Origin of the sequence: Kocuria sp., assembly GCF_030538595.1 — a bacterium.
Lineage (GTDB): Bacteria > Actinomycetota > Actinomycetes > Actinomycetales > Micrococcaceae > Kocuria.
Genome location: NZ_JAUNTS010000001.1, coordinates 411,327 through 430,572, shown reverse-complemented (window position 1 = coordinate 430,572; position 19,246 = coordinate 411,327). Strand labels below are relative to the sequence as shown.

The window sequence follows — 19,246 nt, the reverse complement described above, 5'->3', positions numbered from 1 at the left end:
GGACGACTTCCTAATGGGCAATCCCTTGCTCCGCGACTTCAATTCCAAGCACAACGACCGTTCAGCCGCTGCGCAGGCCCAGTACGGCCAGTCAGCGCAGTACGGCCAAGCTCCCCAGTACGGGCAGCCGGCTCAGTACGGCCAGACCATGCAGAGTGGTCAGCAGTACGGCCAGGCGCCGTCGGCCGAGCAGATGCAGGGCTGGTACAACGGCCCCACAGCCTCCGCCGAACAGACCGGCCGGATGACCCTGGATGACGTGATCATGCGCACCAGTCTCACGCTGGGCACCGTGATCGTTCTGGGCATCGTCGGCTGGATGGTTCCCATGCTGGCCTTCCCCGCCATGCTGGTGGGTCTGGTGCTCGGCCTGGTCAATGCTTTCAAGCGTGAACCTTCACCGGTTCTGATCATGCTGTACGCAGCAGCCCAAGGTTTGTTCGTGGGCGGCATTTCCGGGATCTTCCAGTCCCTGTACCCGGGCATTGTGCTCCAGGCCGTGATCGGCACCATCGGTGTGTTCGTGGCCGTTCTGGTGCTCTACCGCCTGCGTATTCTGCGCACCAGCCCGCGCCTGACCAAGATCGTGGTGGTTGCCATGATCGGTTACCTGGTCTTTGCCCTGGCCAACCTGGGTCTGTCCATGTTTGCCGGATTCAACGTTCGGTCAGACATTGAGATCTTCGGCATCCCGCTGGGTGTGTTCATCGGTGGTATCGCCATCCTGTTGGCCGCCTACTCCCTGGTCATGGACTTCGAGAACATCGAGAACGGCATTGGCCGCGTGGCCCGCAAGTACGCCTGGTCCGCAGCCTTTGGCCTGACGGTGACCCTGATCTGGCTCTACGTGGAGATCCTGCGCGTGCTCGCTTTGCTGCAGCAGGACTGATGACCTGTAGACCGTGACGGTCTGAGAATCACAACGACGGCGGTGCTGGCCTCCCCTGTGGGAGACCAGCACCGCCGTCGTTGTACTGCGTGGTTTCCACGGCCAGAACCGAGCCGCCGCCGCGGCTCACCGGAAGATCACGGCAGATCACCGGAAGGTCAGGGGGAGGGGGCCTCCGGGCAGCGTGGCGGTGGTCTGTGACTGGGAGCGTTCGGGGCGTCCCACAAAGAGCCAACCCAAAACCTCCTCGCGGGGCGCAAGGCCGTAAAATTCACCGAGGAACTCCGGGTCAGGGCTTTGCCGCGGTGACCACTGTGTGGCCCATCCGGTGGCGTAGAAGGCGGCCTCCAGCAGATGCCGGGCGCCCAGGGCCTCGCCGCGTTGAATGCGTTTGGGTAGTTCGGAGTCCTGCTGCGGTTGGAAGACCAAGGCCAGCGCCAAGCCTCCGTTGGAGGCAAAAGCCAGGGAACCACGGAAAGCCGCCAACCGCCGCATGTTTTTGCCCTTGAGGCGGGCGGTGTTCTCCGTGAAATCTGGAATGTTCTTCAATCCGGACAGAGCGGCCGCAAGATCGGGGGCCTGGGCGCGTGTGGTGCCCACCAAACGCCAGGTGAGAGGTGACTCCGGGCCAACGTGCCCCACTGCCGCGGCAATGATGTCCTCCAACTCCACCCGGGCGGGTGCCTCCGCGCTCAGTACGCTGGCTTGACGGCGTTGGGCAAGGATTCTCAGGAACTGGGTGGACATGATTCCATCATCGCATCTCAGTTTGTGAGTGACGGTCTTCACGATGTCCACCAACTGAATAAATCAATGCGAATATGGACCCCATGTCCTCAACCAGCTCCAAGACTGAATCCGGTCAGAAGCTCGCGCGCATTGCAGAGCCAGAACTTCCCGTGGGTTCCGAATCGGATTCCTCCGGTGTGTCCGTGTCCGTACGTGTTGCAGCCGCCTGGTCCTGGCGTCTGATTCTGATTCTGGCGGCTGTGGTGGTGGTCGGTTGGCTCATGACCTACTTCACCACCGTGTGGATTCCGGTTCTGCTGGCGGCCTTCCTGGCAGGTTTGGTGTCGCCGGCTGTCACATGGCTGCGCAGCAAACACTTCCCGTCGTTCGCTGCCGCAGCGTTGGTCGAACTGGGGCTGATTGTTGGCGTTCTAGGCCTGTTGGCCCTGGCAGGGCAGCAGATCGTGTTGGGCTTCAGCCAGCTCAGCGACTCCGCCATGCGCGGTATCAACACCCTCTTGGGCATGATCGAGGATCTTCCCTTTGACATCTCCACGGAGACCTTGAACCAATGGCTGGATCAGGGAGTCTCCGCCATCCAGGAGAACTCCTCCGCGATTGTTTCCGGCGCGATTTCCTTTGGTTCCACGGCGGGCACCATTGTGACGGGCACTCTGATCATGCTGTTCACACTGCTGTTCTTCCTGGCAGACGGGGAGAAGATCTGGTTGTTCCTGGTCAAACTGTTCCCGCGTCCGGCCCGTCCGGCGGTCAATGGTGCAGGACGCCGCGGCTGGTTGTCCCTGGTCCAGTACGTACGTATTCAGGGTTTTGTGGCCTTCATTGATGCCGTGGGCATTGGTTTGGGCGCCTTCCTGCTGGGGGTTCCCCTGGCAGTGCCCATCGGTATCTTGGTGTTCCTGGGTTCCTTCATCCCGCTGGTGGGTGCCATTGTGACCGGTGCCATTGCCGTGCTGGTGGCGTTGGTGGCCAACGGTCCCTGGATTGCGCTGGCCATGCTGGGCGTGGTGCTGCTGGTGCAGCAGGTCGAATCCAATGTGCTGCAACCCCTGATCATGGGCAAGGCAGTCTCCCTGCACCCGCTGGCCGTGTTCCTGGCCGTGGCCACCGGTTCCGTCACCGCCGGCATTCTGGGTGCTCTGTTCTCCGTGCCGCTGCTGGCTGTGGTCAACTCGGTGGTGCGCTACCTGGCAGCACAGGGTTGGCGCAATGATCCCGAGATTGCCTGGCAACCCAATTACTTCCCGTGGGAGATCCGCAAGCTGGCCAAGAAGGAAGAGCTGTCCCGGGAGCAGGTGCTCCAACAATTCCGCCGCTTTGCCCGCTCCAAGCGCAACCAGGAAGCGGGTGCGCAGAACAAGGAAGTGGAGAAGGCCACTGCCGAACGGGAAAAGGCACTGGCGGTGGCGGCAGCGGAGAAGGTTCAGGCTGCGGAGAAGCGCCGGGATGCCCGCTCAGCCACCGCGGAGATGGCAGACTCCGAGGACTCCACCACGGCCGTGGAAACTCAATCGGCCACCGCGGCCGAAACCTCCGAAGCCGCGCGGATGCCGCACGGTTTGGGCCGCGACGTCGGGCGTCCCAGCCCGGAACGTATTGTGGGCAGCCCCGACCACGATGGTTCTGAGTTCCCGCAGAACAAGGGGATGGATCAAGACCCCGGTGCTCACCCGGGTGCCCGCCGCGAAGCTGACATTGAAGATTCCGATACTCCGAACGACCCCGGACGTGCCTGATGACTGACCCCAACCTCCTCACCCAGGAGCCCACAGCAGCCCGCGATCTGGTGGAGACCCTGGCAGCTCTGCCGGTGCAGCTGGACGACGTCGAACACGCCGCCCAGCTGCTGCAAGGCGTCACCGAACGCACCCCGGTGGCACACTCCCGTGCGTTGTCGCGGATGATCGGCTCGGAGGTGTGGGTCAAGGCTGAGAATCTGCAGCGCAGTGGCTCCTTCAAGGTGCGCGGTGCATACAACCGTATGGCTCAGCTCGGCGAGGAAGAGAAAGCCCGCGGTGTGGTGGCAGCATCAGCGGGCAACCATGCTCAGGGTGTGGCCTTGGCCGCACGGCGGTTGGGGATCAAGGCCACCATCTACATGCCGTTGGGCGCCGCGTTGCCCAAGGTGGCAGCCACCCAGGACCACGGCGCAGAAGTGGTGCTGTACGGGGCCAACGTGGACCAGGCGCTCGCGGAGGCGCGGCGGGTGGCGGAGGAAACTGGCAAGGTTTTTGTCCACCCATTCGATCACCCGGACATCATTGCCGGACAGGGAACCCTAGGTCTGGAGGTACTGGACCAGGTTCCCAACGTGGACACCATCCTGACCGGTGTGGGCGGTGGCGGCTTGTTGGCCGGGTTGGCCGTGGCGCTGAAAGCCCGTGAGGCACAGGGCGGCCGTCCGGTTCGCGTGATCGGAGTGCAGGCAGAAAACGCAGCGGCCTATCCGCCGTCGTTGGCCGGGGATGCGCTGGTGTCCCTGGAAAAGGTGTCCACCATTGCTGACGGGATCGCCGTGGGGCAGCCGGGGCACCTGCCGTTCCAGATCATCAAGGAACTGGCCGACGACGTGGTGACCGTCTCCGAAGATCGCCTGGCCGAATCTCTGATCTTCATGCTGGAACGTAACAAGTTGGTGGTGGAACCCGCCGGCGTGGTGGGTGTTGCCGCCCTGCTGGACGGCAAACTGCAGGAGCTCTACGGGGATCTGGGGACCACGGTGGTGGTGCTCTCCGGCGGCAACATTGACCCCATGCTGATGCTCAAAGTGATTCAGCGCGGGTTGGCTGCTGCCGGGCGGTACATGACGATCAAGATGATGCTGGTGGATCGTCCAGGTGAGCTGACCCGGATCTCCGGGATCATCTCCCGCCAGGACGCCAACGTGACCGGTGTGGATCACACCAGGATCGGCGGATCACTTGCCATGGGGGATGTCTCCATCACCATTGACATGGAGACCAAGGGCCATGAGCACTCCCGCCAGGTGCTCAGTGCGTTGGAGGCGGAAGGCTACCGCCCGGTCGTCGTCCACTAAAAACTCCGCCGAAAACATGGTTTGACCCAAAATCCGAGCGATTTTTTGGGTCAAACCATGTTTTCGGCGGAGTTGTGGAGGGGGTCAGCCCTCGAAAGGCTTGGCCTCCAGGATCTCCACGGAGATCTCCTTGCCGTTGGGTGCCTGGTAGCTCACGGTCTCTCCGGCCTTGTGGCCCTTGATGGCCGCACCGATGGGGGAGTGATCGGAGAAGACCTCCATGTCGGAGTCTCCCACCAGGTCTTCGGCCACCTCCCGCGAGCCCAACAGGAAGGTCATTTCCTGACCAGCCACCTTGGCGGTCACCACCATGCCGGACTCTGCCACGCCGTCGTCGCTGGCCTTTTCGCCCACCACGGCGGTGTCCAGCAGAGCGCTGAGCTGTGCAATCCGGCCTTCGTTCTTGCCCTGCTCTTCCCGAGCCGCGTGATAGCCGCCGTTTTCCTTGAGGTCGCCTTCTTCGCGGGCAGCCTCAATCCGGTCCACGATCTCCTGGCGGTACGGCCCGGAAATGTAGTCCAATTCCTTCTTCAGGCGGTCGTAGGCCTCCTGGGTCAGCCACGCGCCCTGGTTTTCGGGGGTCTCAGGCACAATTGCCTTCTCTCTGGTCTTCAGGTGTTTCCAATGGTCATCAGTCACGGCCGCAGCGGGCCGATTCCGGGAACGCAACAGCCCCCGCGGAGTCGAACACCGGACCTACGGCCGTGTGGTCAGACACAAGAGTCTAACGGATAGGGCGTGATCACCAGCACTCTGTTGACCTCAAGCCGTTAGTTGCCACCGGTCTGACTACCAGGTTCAGGGAGTCAGTTCACAATCCAGCATTCGGTGACCTGAGCCGAGTTCGCCTGGTTGGTGGTCCGGATTTCCACGCGGTGAGCACTGGTTCGGCCCACCACCAGATCCGGGTCCACCTCTCCAATGGTGGTCTCCGTGTAGCCCACCACGGCGTAGTTGGAATTGAGGGCTTCAACTCCACACCGCACAACGTCCTCCGGGTCCTTGCTGACCTCAAAATCAGCGGTGATCCGGGCGGAGGAAATGAGCTCAAAGCCAACGTCTTTGGTGGCGGGTCGGTGAGCTCCTGCCACCACAATCCACACCACGAATGCACCGGCCACCACGGTTGCAACGGCCAGGGTCCAGATCAGTGACCGCCGGGACACCGTGCGCGAACCACGCCGGGCATAGCGCTGCTGAAGGCGAACGACGGCGTCGTCGTCCCCGGGCGGGGGTTGGGAGGTGGACATGTCTTCCAGTGTAGGGGCCGCTCAGGGGCTCATGCACGGCGGCGTAGACTGGTCCGCAGTGCCCGGAGCCCGTGAACGCAGCCGGGGCTGACGAGTTGACCACCGTGTTCACTCACGGATTTTTGAAGGAGCCTGTTCGTGCCGTCCTACGCTGACCTGCGCTTGTTGGCAGTCCATGCCCATCCGGATGATGAGTCCTCCAAGGGTGCGGGCACCATGGCGCACTACCGGCACCTGGGTGTGGAGGTCATGGTGGCCACCAACACCGGTGGTGAACGTGGGGACATCTTGAACCCGGCAATGGAGGGTGTACCGCAGGCCGAACGTGATCTGGCGGGTTATCGGCGCTCGGAGATGAGCAGGGCCGCCCAGGTGCTGGACATTGAGCACCGGTGGATGGGGTTCACAGATTCCGGGTTGCCGGAAGGCGATCCTCTCCCACCGCTTCCCTGGGGATGTTTTGCACTGCAGCCGGTTGAGATTGCCGCAGCGCCGCTGGTCAAGCTGGTGCGCGAGTTCAAACCGCACGTGATCCTGACGTACGACGAAAACGGTGGTTACCCTCACCCGGACCACATTCAAACCCACAACGTGGCCATGCACGCCTGGAAAACCGCGGGGGACCCGCAGGCGTACCCGGACCTTGGTGAGCCTTGGGAGCCATTGAAGATCTACTACGACAAAGCCTTCAACCCGGAGCGCTTTGTGGCTTTGCACGATGCCATGCTGGAACGTGGCCTGGAATCGCCGTTTGCGGAGCGGATTGCCCGCATGTTGGAGGCTCAGGACGCTGAAGGCAACACCGCCGCACTGGGTAAGCATCCGACCACCACCAAGGTGTTCTGCCCGGAATCCTTCACAGTCCGGGATGACGCTTTGCGGTGCCATGAAACCCAAGTGGCCCCTGACTCCATGTTCTTTGCGGTCTCTCCCGAGTTCCAGGCAGCCGCGTGGCCGTGGGAGGACTACGTCTTGGCGGATTCCAGGGTGGATGCTGTTGCACCAGAAACCTGCCTGTTTGAAGGCATTGTGGATCAGGTCAATCCCGTTCCGGACTATGCACCGCAGCCGGACTGGCAGATTTGAGCCTGGATTGCCCGCGGCCCGCATCCCGTATGACTTCTTGTGAAAGCCGAGTGACCCCACCATGTTGACCGTGTTCTTGGAGACCACAGCTCCCGCCGACCCCAATCAGCTCATGCCGGGGCTGGAACCCGAGCAGGTCAGCCCGGGAGTCATCGGATTTTTTGCCACGTTTTTTGTGGTGGTGGCGTTGGCTGCTCTGATCCTGGACTTCATGCGCCGTCAGCGCCGGTTGCGCTACCGGATGGCTTACGCGGCGGAACGGGAAGCGCAGGAGGCACAGGCGCAAGGGGAGTCCCAGGATGGGGCGGATTCGTCAACCAACGACGCCGAAGCCGCTGGCCTCTCCGAGCAGCGTCCCGGCAGCCAGGGCACCGGTGGGGAGAACGCGGCCGAGCCTGCGGATCGGTAGCCGTTCATCAGCGGTGGGGTGTGCCTGACTCTCCACGATGCGGCAGGACCGCCCAACCGCGCCTGCGCCGCAGCGTCCCCGGAGCAACATTCTCGGAACAAACGATCCTCAAAACTGCGCATCCCGCAGCACAGTAGGTGTGCTGCGGGATACGCAGTTGTTTCTGTGCGGGCTGTGGCACCGTCAGCTGATGACGACGCTGGCCTCTGCCGTGTTCACCCGGAAGGTCAGGGACTCCTGCAGGTACAGCTCCACGGTGTCCGCCGTGTGGGAGAGGTAGCCGATGGAGAGGTCCTGCCCCAAGTGCAGTTCGTAGTCGCCGCCGCGTTCAGAGATCAGAACAGCGCCTTCCAACGCGGGGGCCCACAGGATGTGACCATCCTTCAGCACGCGTTCCACGTGATCGTAGATGGGATAGCCGTGGTCGGTGGTTTCGGCCACCGCGGTGTAGAGCTCGGCGGAGAGCAGCAGCGAATAGGGTCCGGCAACGCCTGCAAGCCGCAGTTCGGAAACGGCTTTGGCCACTGCGGCGGGGTAGTCGCTGACGCTCTCAGGTAGCGCAATGGGGCTGTTGGAACTGGCCGGAGCAATGCCCTGGATGCCCACGGAGTCCACCCCGTGGAAGATGGCACGGTCTTCAGCCTGGGCAATGAGAGCCGCAGCGTCTTTGACCGGTTGCCAGTCGGAATCCGTGGCTCCACGCAGCACATTGTCCACGTCCTGCCGATTCACGGTGAAGGGAGTTCGCAGTTCAATCACGGGCAGAGAGCTGCGGCGCTGAGCGCGCACGCCATCAACACCGCTGGTGGCGCCCTCCACGTGCCCCGTGGTCAGGGCCGAGAACTCGGTGCCGGCCGGTTCCGGCATGTCAACAACACGGCGTCCGGCAATGTTTGCTTTGAAGGTCCGCCGGGCTTCCTCCTCAATTTCCTGCCAGGCTGCCTCAGAGATGGGCGCTAGTCCACGGTGCAGATTATTTGCGGTCATTGCTATCACCTGTTCTGGATAGTTGTTCGGAATCTTGTGGTGGGTACTCAGCGCAGGCTGCCAATACCCAAACTGCCGGAGCTGTCACTGATGGGCGAAGGCTGGTCTGCGGTTGTCACGGAATTGTCTTCCACCACCTGCTGTTGGGAGACCGCTGGCGCCCCGGCATCTGCTGCGGCCAGGGAGTCAATGTCATCCAACAGGTCCACCGATGGGACAAAGTATTTACTGCCCGTCACGGCCGTGGAAAAGTCCAGAATGCGGTCATGATTTCCGGCCGGGTTTCCTATGAACATCCGACGCAGCATTTCCTCCGTGATACCGGGATCAGCGGCGTAGCCGATGAAGTAGGTGCCGAATTCCTGGGCGCCAACTTCACCAAAGGGCATGTTCAGGCGGAAGATTTCTTGCTCTTCTCCGTTTTCATCCGTCACGGTGTTCAAGGCGACGTGCGAGTTGGTGGGTTTGACGTCATCGGGCATTTCAACGTCTTCCAGCTTGGAGCGCCCGATCACGCGCTCCTGCTCCTCCACGCTGAGCCGATCCCATGCGCCCATGTCATGTAGATACTTCTGCACAATCACGTAGCTGCCTCCCGCGTAGTCGGGGTCTTCAGCGCCCACGACGACGGCGTCTTGCGCCGCTTGGCCCTCCGGGTTGGCGGTGCCATCCACAAAGCCCAGGAGGTCACGTTCGTCAAAGAACTTGAAGCCGTGGACTTCATCCTCCACCGTGACGTGATCCGCCAAGCGCTGCATCACCAGTTTGGACAGTTCAAAGCACATGCCCAAGTTCCCGGCCCGAAGGTGAAACAGCAGGTCCCCGGGGGTGGAGACTGCCGTATGGCGGTCACCCACAATGGGTGCAAGTTCCGTCAGATGTGTGGGCGGCGGTACCGCGAACAAGCGGCTCCACAGGGAAGCGCCGATTCCGGCAACGCACATGAGTTCATCCTGGGGTGTGCGGAAGGAAACCGATTTCACCAGATCGGAGAGCCCCGGAAGAAAATCGCGGATGGCGTCTTCCGAGCCCTCATGCACCGTGAGAACCAGGAACATGGAGGCCTGGGACGGAGCTGCGACCACTTGTTGAGTTACCACGTGCTTCTCCATTCGACGGGGGATGGGCCGGTGACCACCACACTTGCATCCTAAACTTTGAACGCGGCAAATGCGTTTCTGGGTACCGCTGAGCGCATTTACCGCGTTCCAAGTTGCGGGCGCGTCCACAGTGTTTGGTTGGAGCCTGCGGTGGCGGTTAGCACTAGGGTGCAGTGGCTCAGCCGAACATGGCAAACATGATCGCAATGTAATGGCAGATGAATCCCACCACCGTCCAGGCATGAAACACCTCATGGAAACCAAAGGTGCGCGGTGCCAGGATGGGCCACTTCAAGGCGTAGGTCACCGCTCCGGCTATGTATGCCAAGCCACCCACCGCCAGCATGATGGTGGCCACCGGCTGAACGGGCCAGAATTGCGGAAGGTAGGCCACGGCAATGCAGCCCATCACCACGTAGAGAGGTGTGTAGAGCCAGCGTGGCGCATTCATCCACACCAAGCGGAAGATCACCAGTCCAAGGGCCGATCCCCAAATGATGGAGAGCAGCACGGTGGCATCAGGCATCAGGGCAATGGCAGCCGGGGTGTAGGTGCCTGCGATCAGCAGGGCAATGTTGGTGTGGTCCAGTCTGCGCAGGACGGCGGTGACGCGTGGTGACCAGTAACTGCGGTGATAGATCCCGGACACTCCGAAAAGCAGCAAGCCGGTCACGCCAAAGACGGCACAAGCCACGCGCAGTTCCACGGTGGGCGCCAGGACCATGGCCACCAGCACCATCACAAAAGCAACCGGTGTGAATCCGGCGTGAATCCAGCCGCGCCAGCTGGGTTTGCGGGGGACAGGCGGATGGGCCAATGTGGAACCGAGCTTGTGCAAGAACGGGGAGCGAGCCACGGTTTCCATGACGTCGGGGATCACGGGGGGTATACGACGTCGTTGTTGTTTGGGTAACTGCTGCGTCACCGGCGGGTGTTCGGTCACGGGAACCTCCTTGGTGAAAGTAAGTGATACCGCAGGGACCGTGAAGAATTCTAAGTCCCCAACTTGGGTGATGGCTGGGACTGTGAACCTGTAGACAGTCACTCAGGCGCTAGATTTGTAGTTGCCATGGGCACAAGCAGCACCAGCATGACGAGGAGGGTGGCGTGGCCAAAGCCAGACCGATTTACCGGCTCTATGAGCAGCGGCTGGCCGCTGACCTGGATCAGGAGCGCCTGCCGCACCATGTGGGTGTGCTGGTGGACGGCAATCGCCGGTGGGCCAAGCAGTCCGGTGGGTCCACGGAGGACGGGCACCGCGCCGGAGCGGAGAAGATCATTGAGTTCTTGGGCTGGTGCCGGGACCTGAAAATTCCCGTGGTCACGTTGTACGTGCTCTCCACGGAGAACCTGAAGCGTCCGGCGGCGGAGCTCGGTCCGCTCCTGGAAATCATCACGGGACTCACCCAGCGGTTACAGGAAGAAGGGATCTGCCGGGCGCAGCCCGTGGGTGCGCTGGAGCTGCTGCCGGAGGCCCTGCGCGATCGCTTGGAAACTCTGCGTTCGGTGACGGCAAGCAATGAAGGTCCGCATCTCAACATTGCCGTGGGTTATGGAGGGCGGCAGGAGATCGTGGATGCCGTCAAGGAGATCTTCACGGAGGCCATGGATCGCGGGGAGGACATGCGTGACCTGCTCACCGAACTCTCCGCCGAGCACATCTCCGAACACCTTTACACCAGGGGCCAACCGGACCCTGACCTGCTGATTCGCACCTCCGGGGAACAGCGGCTCTCCGGCTTCCTGATGTGGCAGTCCGCCTACTCCGAGTACTACTTCTGCGAAGCCCTCTGGCCGGACTTCCGCTACGTGGACTTCCTGCGGGCGCTACGTGATTACGCCTCCCGCAAGCGCCGCTTTGGAGGCTGAACTGCCTCCTGCACCGCCAGGGGTGCGCCAAGTCACATCCGTGTAATTCACGCCGAGTTCACGTGTCTGCCCCCATGTTGCGCTCCGGTGCGTGCCACCGTGGTCTCAGGCGGCCGGTGACCGACGCCGGTTGTCCCGACTGCAAAGGACGCCGTGATGACCAGCACGCACGTAGATCAGAAGCTCGAATCCGCCGTGACAACAGCAACGGTGGCACCCCGAGCGGGAGTCAAGTCCTACGTGGTGGACACCTCTGTATTGCTCTCGGACCCCCGGGCGATCCTGCGTTTTGCCGAGCATGATGTGGTCCTGCCCGTGGTGGTCATCACCGAGCTGGAAGCCAAGCGCCACGATGCGGAGCTGGGCTACTTTGCCCGCAAGGCCTTGCGGTTGTTGGATCAGTTCCGGGTGGATCACGGCAACTTGAACCGTCCCCTTCCGCTGGGGGATGAGGGCGGGCGTTTGATCGTGGAGCTCAATCACATAGCGGAGACGGTTTTGCCGCTGAGTTTCCGCCTCAAGGACAACGATTCCCGCATCCTTGCCGTGGCCAAAAACCTTGCCGATGAAGGCCATGACGTGTGCGTGGTTTCCAAAGACCTCCCCATGCGCGTCAAGGCCTCCGCACTGGGCCTTGACGCGGACGAATACCGCGCCGAATGGGTCACCGGTTCAGACGCGGATTACACCGGCATCCAAGAACTGGACGTTGACGACGACGCCGTTGCTCGCCTGTACGCTGACCAACCTGTGGCCATGGTGGGCGCGGAGACGGCACCGACCAACTGCGGACTTGTGCTGCATTCGCTGCGTGGCAATGCCCTGGCGCGGGTCCGAGCGGATGGCACCGCCAGAGTGGTTCGCGGCGACCGGGAAGTCTTTGGTCTGACCGGACGATCAGCTGAGCAGCGCTTGGCCATTGATCTGCTGCTCGACCCGGAAGTTGGCATTGCGTCCCTGGGCGGGCGTGCTGGAACGGGAAAGTCGGCCCTGGCGTTGTGTGCCGGGTTGGAAGCTGTCCTGGAACGCCAGGAACACCGCAAGATCATTGTGTTTCGCCCACTCTATGCAGTCGGTGGACAGGAACTTGGTTACCTGCCCGGCACGGAGGACGAAAAGATGAATCCCTGGGGGCAGGCCGTGTACGACACCCTGGGATCTGTGGTTTCCGAGAACGTCATGACGGAAGTGACCTCCCAAGGCCTGATCGAAGTCTTGCCCCTGACACACATTCGCGGGCGATCCCTCCACGATGCCTGGGTGATTGTGGATGAAGCCCAATCCTTGGAGAAGAACGTGTTGCTCACGGTGCTCTCCCGGATCGGTCAAAACTCCAAAGTGGTGCTGACTCACGATGTTGCCCAGCGGGACAACCTGCGCGTTGGGCGCCATGACGGCATCACAGCCGTGGTGGAAGCCCTCAAAGGTCATTCCTTGTTCGGGCACATCACGTTGACCCGCTCGGAGCGCTCGCCGATTGCCGCACTGGTCACGGAAGTCCTGGAGCGGGCGGAAATCTGAGCTGGTACCCGGGTGCAAGATCATCTGCGGCCGGGCGAGATTTCATTCAGTGCAGGGTTCCTCCCGTGCTCGGGGAGAACTCACCCGGTGGGTGGCTTCACCGGGCGAGCTGGGCGGCGTCGTCGTTGGTGGGGACTGGTACTGGAGCGGGCGAGGACGGGTATGGGCGCACAGCCAACCAGATGCCGGCCGCAAGCCCCGCCCACACGGGCAGCGTTGCCACACGCTCCAGGACGGGCGGTCCGGTGAGCACCACCCTGTTGGGGAAATCGGGCCCCAACAGCTCAGCGGCAAAGACCGAGGGCGCGGAGGTGAAAGTCCACAGCAGCAGCCCCACCACAATCACCGCCACACCCCACTGCCAGGCCGAGGCCGTGCGCGGGTTGGTGGGAATCAAGGCCACCATCAGCGGCCCCACCCACACCCAGTGGTGCTCCCAGGAAATCGGGGAAATCAGCAGCATCACCAGGGCGCCAATCATGGTGGCGGAGAAAACATCCCCGGCGCGCGAAACCCGGCGGATACCAAGAGCACCGCCCACAATCACGGCCAGAACCAAAATGATTCGCAACGGGTCAGCCCAGCCATCCGGCAGATTGAGCATTTGAAGAGAGCCGTTGAGGGACAGATTGGAAATACGGGCATCTTCCCCAACACGGCTGGTCTGCCACAACTGGGAGGTGAAGTAATCCCACACTTCACGGGGTAGGAAGAGCGCAGAAAGCACCACGGTGGTGGCCAAGCCCGCTGCCATGCCCACAATGGTGCGCCACCGGCCCTGGGCCAGCGGAACCAAACCCATGGCGGCCGGGGTCACCTTGAAACCTGCGGTGAACCCGGTGAGCACACCGCGCCCCCACACTTTGGACTGTGGTCTGGCCAGATCCCAGAGAATGAGAAGGACCAACAAGATGTTGACCTGACCAAAAACCAGTGTGAAATACACCGGGTAGAGGTTCCAGATCACTCCGAACAAACCCAGGAACGCCAAAACACTGACCACCGGGTTGGCACCGAACCACGGCCGGGAAAAGGGCGCCAAGCGCAGGATCACCAACACGTAGAGCCCGGTGAGAGCAACGCCCGTGATGGCCATGACGGTCCAGGCCTGTTCCAGCGTGAGTCCACCCAGGGGATAAAAAATCAACGCCGACAACGGCGGGTAGGTGAAGGGAAGCTCCAAGTCTCCAGCTGTGACCAGACTGGGCGCGTAGAGATCCTGGGTGTTCGGATTGACCCCGTGCAGCACCTGAGCGGCGCGCCAATACACTTCCATGTCCAGCCCCGGCCGGTCCCGGACCGTCAGAAGATACAACGAGCCCAGTACCGTGACCACGGCATAGGTGATCAGCAGCATGGTCACGGTACTGCGGGAAAGCCTGGCAGCGGCATGGTGACCGTCCCCTCCGGGCGCTGCGTGTGCGCGCCGGAAGGGGAGTGAGCGCAGGGACAACGTGCGGCGAGTAGTCATCAGGACCTTTGTACGGTGTGAGCGGTGGAGTCGTTGTCAGGTGGCCGGCCCGTGGCCGACTACCCACGGGACATGCCGGGAGACATCGGTCAGGTCAAAGGACACGGGGGTGAACAAATCATCCAGCAGGTAATCATCCACTGCTTCCAACTGCAGGCGGTGGCCGGCACCGCGCAGTGGGCCATCCAGCACGGTGGTGGCCACGCAGATGCCCGTCTCCTGATCTATTGCAACGTCTGTTGGTGCCGGCACCAAGGGGTGGCCCGGTTCCCTGGGGGTGTAGGCGATCCGCGGTGTCACGGTGGCGCGGCGGATGGTGCGTCCGGCGTCGTCAGTTTCCACCCGAACATGTGTGATCGCAGCCGGTGATTGCGCAGTGAGATAGGCCGGCGCGGGTGCAGAGCCCACCAGTTCCACCGGGTCCAGGACAGCCTGCCAACGTCCGCCGCCGAACACGGGGTCACCGTAGGCTGCCTCCGGGCGGCGTTCCACCAGACCGGAACGCCGGTACACCGGAGCCACCAGCGGTGGGGGCAGCAGCCAAGAATCAGGCCGGGAGGCCACGTAGAAATCTTGGCGGGATGCTCCCAAGTCGGTGGCTGTGTAGAGCGGGTGACCGTCCAGGGTTTCCACCCGCACGTCATGAGGCCGGCGAATCCACGCCCGGACGGGAAAAGGATTACGGTCCGTCTGAGCCCCCATGGAGGCGTCCCGGACCGGCTGCCCGGCGCCATCGGTACGGGAGACCGGCAGCAACCACTCCAACGTGAACCGGACGGTGTCCCAACGCCACGGTGAAGATCGGCACAGTGCCGCGAACTCTTCCGGGTCCGTGCTGGGGGAGGCTGTTGGCCTGCCGTACGGTCGTGGGGTCATGCCACCAGTCTAGAGACCTCCACAGGTGCCGCTGGCGATAACACTTCGGTGACCTTTGCCCAGGAGCACCGCATTCAGTGGGCGCAACGGGTCTGCGTGACTACGTTGGTGTGCATGGGTGAATATCTGATGCTGCATGCATCTGCCGGGAACTTTGGCAGCCTGGCCGCCACGTTCTGCGTGCTGCTCACCCTGACCGCCATGGCCTTGATAGCGGCATGGTTGATTTACGTGGACCTACGGGACCACAAACTTCCCGGTGTGGTGGTACGCCCGGCCTGGATAGGTTCCGGTGTGCTGTTGACGGTGGCTGCACTGCTCTCCGGCGAGCCCGGCAGAGTCCTTGGAATGGTTCTGGGTGCTCTGGGCATGTGGCTGCTGTACTACTTACTGCGTCGTATTTCCGGTGGTGCGCTGGGGCTCGGGGACGTACGCCTTGCCGGTCTGCTGGGGACCGTACTGGGTTTTGTCTCCGGGTGGGCTGTGCTGTGGGGTGTCATTCTGGGGTTCGTGGTGGGTGGACTGGTGGCTGTGGTCCTGCTGCTCAGTCGCCGTGCCCGGGCCACCGACCGCGTGCCTTTCGGGCCGTCCATGCTGGTGGGGGCGGCACTGGCCCTAGTTCTGGTATGACGCCCGCGTTGCTCTCGGTGCCGGGCTGCCGGTGCAGCACGGCCCGTATGACACCATCGAGGGAAGCAGCTCACCCCGATTGCAGCGAGTCACCACAGCTGCAGTGGCCGACCACAATCGCGGCGGCAGACCACAATCGTGGCGAGTCACCCCAACGGCAGGCAGGAACGTAATGCCCACACCAGATTTCATCTTGGAATTGCGCGCCAAGATCGGCCATGCACCGCTGTGGCTCACGGGGGCCACCGCCGTGGTGCTCAAGGACGACCACGTGCTGCTGTGCCGTCGTGCCGACAACGGACAGTGGACTCCCCTCACCGGCATTGTGGATCCCGGTGAGGACCCGGCCGTGACAGCCGTGCGGGAGTGCCAAGAGGAGACGGGCGTCGAGTGCGCTGTAGAAGGGTTGGCTTGGGTCAAAGCGGGTTCTGAGATCACCTTTCCCAATGGTGACCGCTGCACTTTCCTTGACCACACCTTCCGCTGTACCTGGGTCAGTGGGGAGCCCGTGGTCAACGACGACGAATCCACCGCCGTGGCATGGTTCCCCCTCAACGACTTGCCGTCCATCCGGGAGGATTTCCTGCTGCGCATCACCATGGCCGTGGAGTTCAACGGGCAGACCAAGTTCGTCACGCAGGCCGGATCGGAAAGGGCACCCATGAGCCAGAACGTCAACCATCAAGCCGCCGCCGAGACCAGCGTTTCGGCCAGCACCCTTGGCCACGACTCTGCCAACGGCCACCGAGACGGCAAAAGCGACCGCATTGCCACGGCCGATCTTTACGACGAGCGCGGTGACGAGTTGCAATCGGTGTCCCTGCAATTTCAGACCGTGGGAGGGCGAGAGCATTTCCACGGGCCCATCCGAAGCATCCGCTGCAGCGGGGACAACGGCCTGGTGAAGTCTTTGACAGCCACTCAGGGTGATGGTGCCGTGCTGGTTGTCGATGCCCAGGGCTCGCTGGAGAGCGCCATGATGGGTGGCAACATCGCTCAGGCGGCGGTGAGGAACGGCTGGGCCGGGGTGATCATCAATGGCGCCGTGCGTGACCGCGCGGAAATCGGTGCGCTTGATCTGGGGGTCAAGGCGCTGGGGAGCAATCCGCGCAAGAGCCGGAAGGACGGGGCAGGGGAGGTGGACGTGGAGCTCAGTTTTGGGGGAGCCACGTTCCGCCCCGGTGCCATGGTGTATTGCGACGATGACGGCATCTTGGTGGAGAGGTGACCACCTGAGCCCACACCAACCCGCCGGTTACGCATCACGGGTTGCAATACAACGGGCCATGGTCTGAAAACGGGCCCGTCCAGAATCACGTTGGCCCGCCCACCAGCGGTGGTGGGCGGGCCATCTCAGCTCTCAGCGGGCAGGCCCGCGGAAGTCACCGATCAGCGCAGCGCATTGGCGTTGCGCAGATTGGACCGCGCCATGGACACGGCCTCTCCGGCACCGCGGTTGAGTACGATCTTGCTCATGGCGGTGGCAAAACCAAAGACCTGATCACCCGTGATCTTGGGCGGCATGGACAGTGCGTTGGGGTCGGTGATGACCTCCACCAGGGAGGGACCGTTGTGGGCCAGCGCTGCTTGCAGTGCGCCCTCCACGTCCTTGGCCTTGACCACACGCTGAGCATGGAAGCCCAGTCCCTCGGCCACCTTGGCGTAGTTGGCATCCGGCACGTCAACACCGAAATCGGGCAAGCCATCCACAAGCATTTCCAGTTTGACCATGCCCAAGGTGGAGTTGTTGAACACCACCACGTTCAGGGGCAACTGGTACATGGCGGCGGTGACCAGTTCGCCCATCAACATGGACAGCCCACCGTCTCCGGACATGGAAATCACCTGACGGTCCGGGAACGCCACCTGGGCACCGAGGGCGTGCGGCAGGGCATTGGCCATGGAGCCGTGCAAGAAAGAGCCAATGAGGCGCCGCGTGCCCAAAGGTTGGATGTAACGGGCTGACCAGACATTGCACATGCCGGTGTCCGCCGTGAAGATCGCATCCTTGGCTGCCACCTGGTCCAGTACATCTGCCACGTATTCAGGGTGGATCGGCTGCAGCCGCTTCACATTGCGGGTGTAGGCCCCCACCGCGTGGTTCATGAGCTTGTCGTGGCGCTTGAGCGTCTTCTTCAGGAAGCTCTGGTCCTTCTTGGCGCTCAGCAGAGGCAGCAGCGCCTGCAGCGTGGGCAACACATCTCCCTGGAGCGGGTACTGAACATCCGTGCGCCGTCCCAGAACCGCGGGATTGCGGTCCACCTGAATGGTGGTCGTGTCCGGGAGGAACTGGTCGTAGGGGAAGTCCGTGCCCAGCATGATCATCACATCGGCGTCCTGAAGACCCTCGGCAGCCGCACCGTAGCCCAGCAAGCCGGTCATACCGACGTCGTAGGGGTTGTCGAACTGAATGGCATCCTTGCCGCGCAGGGAGTGCCCGATGGGTGCGGCCAGAATCTCTGCCAGCTTGATGACTTCAGCGTGTGCGCCGCGGACGCCGTGACCGGCAAAAATGGCCACCTTCTTGGCATCGTTGAGCACCTGAGCGATCTCCTGGATGCACTCCGGATTCGGCACGGTGGAGGCTGCCATGACCGGCGTCCATTGGGGGGTGTCTGCGGTGGCGTCCATATCGGCCACGTCTCCGGGCAGAGTGATCACGGAGACGCCGTTGAGCGCGGTGGCGTGCTGAATTGCAGAGCGCACCACTCGGGGCGCTTGCTGCGTGGTGGAAATCTGCTCGCTGTAGACAGAGCATTCATTGAACAACCGGTCCGGGTGTGTCTCCTGGAAGAACGACTGGCCGATCTGCGCGGAGGGAATGTGGGAGGCAATGGCCAGGACCGGCGCACCGGAACGCTGGGCATCGTAGAGGCCATTGATCAAGTGCAGGTTGCCCGGACCGCAGGACCCCGCGCAGACGGCCAGCTCACCCGTGAGCTGGGCCTCGGCGGCCGCTGCGAAAGCCGCCGCCTCTTCATGCCGGACGTGGACCCAGTCAATTCCGCCCTTGGCACTGCCGCCGGTCTGCCGGACTGCATCCACCACGGGGTTGAGGCTGTCTCCCACAATGCCGTAAATACGCTTGACACCTGCTTGCTGGAGCTGGGCAACAATCTGTTCGGCGAGCTTCACAATGCCTCCTCGGCTGGTGCCGACCCGGGGGAACCGGGCCTGATCAACACACCCAAACATGTTAGGCACTTCTAACGGAGCATGTCAGTGAGCCGGGTGTCACACACCCCCGCACAAAGGGGTCGGATGATGCGCCTGGGGGTTGGGTTTTTTCGCCCCACAGCGGGTGGGCGCCCAAACCCCACCCCCCCCGCCTCACCCGCGGGGGCGGCCGCGTTTAAGCGGAGGGGCCTCAG

Annotated in this window: 18 protein-coding genes and 1 pseudogene; 10 read left to right on the top strand and 9 right to left on the bottom strand. The window is 62.7% G+C overall.

What is annotated here, in order from left to right; all coding sequences use genetic code 11:
• Positions 1-13: 13 nt before the first annotated feature.
• Positions 14-889, top strand: a complete 876-nt coding sequence (locus tag Q4G32_RS01995) for a Bax inhibitor-1/YccA family protein (RefSeq protein ID WP_303348836.1) — start codon at positions 14-16, stop codon at positions 887-889.
• A 147-nt stretch (positions 890-1,036) separates the two neighbouring features.
• Here the strand turns inward: Q4G32_RS01995 and Q4G32_RS01990 are convergent, their stop codons facing one another.
• Positions 1,037-1,636, bottom strand: coding sequence for a hypothetical protein (locus Q4G32_RS01990; RefSeq protein ID WP_303348835.1), 600 nt, complete (start codon positions 1,634-1,636; stop codon positions 1,037-1,039).
• Between the two features lie 83 nt (positions 1,637-1,719).
• On the opposite strand from Q4G32_RS01990, the gene Q4G32_RS01985 reads away from it, so the two are divergent.
• Together Q4G32_RS01985 and ilvA are read left to right on the top strand one after the other, a co-directional pair.
• Positions 1,720-3,375, top strand: a complete 1,656-nt coding sequence (locus Q4G32_RS01985; RefSeq protein WP_303348833.1) for an AI-2E family transporter — start codon at positions 1,720-1,722, stop codon at positions 3,373-3,375.
• Between the two features lie 50 nt (positions 3,376-3,425).
• Positions 3,426-4,676, top strand: coding sequence for a threonine ammonia-lyase (gene ilvA / locus Q4G32_RS01980; RefSeq protein WP_303349005.1), 1,251 nt, complete (start codon positions 3,426-3,428; stop codon positions 4,674-4,676).
• An 84-nt stretch (positions 4,677-4,760) separates the two neighbouring features.
• Here ilvA and greA read toward each other — a convergent pair whose 3' ends face one another.
• A complete protein-coding gene (gene greA, locus Q4G32_RS01975) occupies positions 4,761-5,267 on the bottom strand; it encodes a transcription elongation factor GreA (protein ID WP_303348831.1) in 507 nt (168 codons plus the stop codon).
• Positions 5,268-5,482: 215 nt separating this feature from the next.
• Positions 5,483-5,926: a DUF4307 domain-containing protein gene (locus tag Q4G32_RS01970; RefSeq protein ID WP_303348830.1), complete on the bottom strand. Its 444-nt coding sequence runs from the start codon at positions 5,924-5,926 to the stop codon at positions 5,483-5,485.
• Positions 5,927-6,064: 138 nt separating this feature from the next.
• Between Q4G32_RS01970 and mca the strand changes: the two genes are divergently transcribed.
• Positions 6,065-7,012: a mycothiol conjugate amidase Mca gene (gene mca / locus Q4G32_RS01965; RefSeq protein ID WP_303348829.1), complete on the top strand. Its 948-nt coding sequence runs from the start codon at positions 6,065-6,067 to the stop codon at positions 7,010-7,012.
• 70 nt (positions 7,013-7,082) lie between these two features.
• Positions 7,083-7,421: a hypothetical protein gene (locus Q4G32_RS01960; RefSeq protein WP_303348828.1), complete on the top strand. Its 339-nt coding sequence runs from the start codon at positions 7,083-7,085 to the stop codon at positions 7,419-7,421.
• 183 nt (positions 7,422-7,604) lie between these two features.
• Here the strand turns inward: Q4G32_RS01960 and Q4G32_RS01955 are convergent, their stop codons facing one another.
• From Q4G32_RS01955 to trhA, 3 genes are all read right to left on the bottom strand, one after another.
• Positions 7,605-8,408 carry a family 1 encapsulin nanocompartment shell protein gene (locus tag Q4G32_RS01955; RefSeq protein ID WP_303348827.1) on the bottom strand — a complete coding sequence of 268 codons (804 nt, stop codon included), beginning with the start codon at positions 8,406-8,408 and terminating at the stop codon, positions 7,605-7,607.
• A gap of 47 nt (positions 8,409-8,455) precedes the next feature.
• Positions 8,456-9,508: a Dyp-type peroxidase gene (locus Q4G32_RS01950; protein WP_303348825.1), complete on the bottom strand. Its 1,053-nt coding sequence runs from the start codon at positions 9,506-9,508 to the stop codon at positions 8,456-8,458.
• A gap of 178 nt (positions 9,509-9,686) precedes the next feature.
• Positions 9,687-10,451, bottom strand: a complete 765-nt coding sequence (gene trhA / locus Q4G32_RS01945; protein ID WP_303348824.1) for a PAQR family membrane homeostasis protein TrhA — start codon at positions 10,449-10,451, stop codon at positions 9,687-9,689.
• Between the two features lie 164 nt (positions 10,452-10,615).
• On the opposite strand from trhA, the gene Q4G32_RS01940 reads away from it, so the two are divergent.
• The gene (locus Q4G32_RS01940; RefSeq protein WP_303348822.1) at positions 10,616-11,377 is read left to right on the top strand and encodes an isoprenyl transferase; all 762 of its coding nucleotides are present in this window, start codon (positions 10,616-10,618) and stop codon (positions 11,375-11,377) included.
• 156 nt (positions 11,378-11,533) lie between these two features.
• Positions 11,534-12,898: a PhoH family protein gene (locus Q4G32_RS01935; RefSeq protein ID WP_303348821.1), complete on the top strand. Its 1,365-nt coding sequence runs from the start codon at positions 11,534-11,536 to the stop codon at positions 12,896-12,898.
• A gap of 97 nt (positions 12,899-12,995) precedes the next feature.
• Here the strand turns inward: Q4G32_RS01935 and Q4G32_RS01930 are convergent, their stop codons facing one another.
• Positions 12,996-14,369 carry a glycosyltransferase 87 family protein gene (locus Q4G32_RS01930; RefSeq protein ID WP_303348820.1) on the bottom strand — a complete coding sequence of 458 codons (1,374 nt, stop codon included), beginning with the start codon at positions 14,367-14,369 and terminating at the stop codon, positions 12,996-12,998.
• Positions 14,370-14,405: 36 nt separating this feature from the next.
• The gene (locus Q4G32_RS01925) at positions 14,406-15,245 is read right to left on the bottom strand and encodes a hypothetical protein (RefSeq protein ID WP_303348819.1); all 840 of its coding nucleotides are present in this window, start codon (positions 15,243-15,245) and stop codon (positions 14,406-14,408) included.
• Positions 15,246-15,359: 114 nt separating this feature from the next.
• Here Q4G32_RS01925 and Q4G32_RS01920 point away from each other — a divergent pair, with 114 nt between their 5' ends.
• The 3 genes and pseudogenes from Q4G32_RS01920 (at position 15,360) to rraA (ending at position 17,103) form a co-directional block, all read left to right on the top strand.
• The gene (locus Q4G32_RS01920) at positions 15,360-15,875 is read left to right on the top strand and encodes an A24 family peptidase (protein ID WP_303348818.1); all 516 of its coding nucleotides are present in this window, start codon (positions 15,360-15,362) and stop codon (positions 15,873-15,875) included.
• 172 nt (positions 15,876-16,047) lie between these two features.
• Positions 16,048-16,425, top strand: a pseudogene (locus Q4G32_RS01915) (NUDIX hydrolase); the annotation flags it as partial.
• Positions 16,426-16,536: 111 nt separating this feature from the next.
• Positions 16,537-17,103: a ribonuclease E activity regulator RraA gene (rraA, locus tag Q4G32_RS01910; RefSeq protein WP_441327446.1), complete on the top strand. Its 567-nt coding sequence runs from the start codon at positions 16,537-16,539 to the stop codon at positions 17,101-17,103.
• Positions 17,104-17,264: 161 nt separating this feature from the next.
• Here rraA and Q4G32_RS01905 read toward each other — a convergent pair whose 3' ends face one another.
• Positions 17,265-19,010: a pyruvate dehydrogenase gene (locus tag Q4G32_RS01905; protein WP_303348817.1), complete on the bottom strand. Its 1,746-nt coding sequence runs from the start codon at positions 19,008-19,010 to the stop codon at positions 17,265-17,267.
• Positions 19,011-19,246 lie beyond the last annotated feature (236 nt).

Excerpts from the sequence above, each read along its gene's own strand:
- Q4G32_RS01935 (WP_303348821.1), top strand. The coding sequence starts at position 11,534 with ATGACCAGCACGCACGTAGATCAGAAGCTCGAATCCGCCGTGACAACA.
- Q4G32_RS01925 (WP_303348819.1), bottom strand. The coding sequence starts at position 15,245 with ATGACCCCACGACCGTACGGCAGGCCAACAGCCTCCCCCAGCACGGAC.
- Q4G32_RS01955 (WP_303348827.1), bottom strand. The coding sequence starts at position 8,408 with ATGACCGCAAATAATCTGCACCGTGGACTAGCGCCCATCTCTGAGGCA.
- Q4G32_RS01990 (WP_303348835.1), bottom strand. The coding sequence starts at position 1,636 with ATGTCCACCCAGTTCCTGAGAATCCTTGCCCAACGCCGTCAAGCCAGC.
- Q4G32_RS01930 (WP_303348820.1), bottom strand. The coding sequence starts at position 14,369 with ATGACTACTCGCCGCACGTTGTCCCTGCGCTCACTCCCCTTCCGGCGC.
- Q4G32_RS01970 (WP_303348830.1), bottom strand. The coding sequence starts at position 5,926 with ATGTCCACCTCCCAACCCCCGCCCGGGGACGACGACGCCGTCGTTCGC.
- rraA (WP_441327446.1), top strand. The coding sequence starts at position 16,537 with ATGAGCCAGAACGTCAACCATCAAGCCGCCGCCGAGACCAGCGTTTCG.
- Q4G32_RS01920 (WP_303348818.1), top strand. The coding sequence starts at position 15,360 with ATGGGTGAATATCTGATGCTGCATGCATCTGCCGGGAACTTTGGCAGC.
- Q4G32_RS01985 (WP_303348833.1), top strand. The coding sequence starts at position 1,720 with ATGTCCTCAACCAGCTCCAAGACTGAATCCGGTCAGAAGCTCGCGCGC.
- Q4G32_RS01995 (WP_303348836.1), top strand. The coding sequence starts at position 14 with ATGGGCAATCCCTTGCTCCGCGACTTCAATTCCAAGCACAACGACCGT.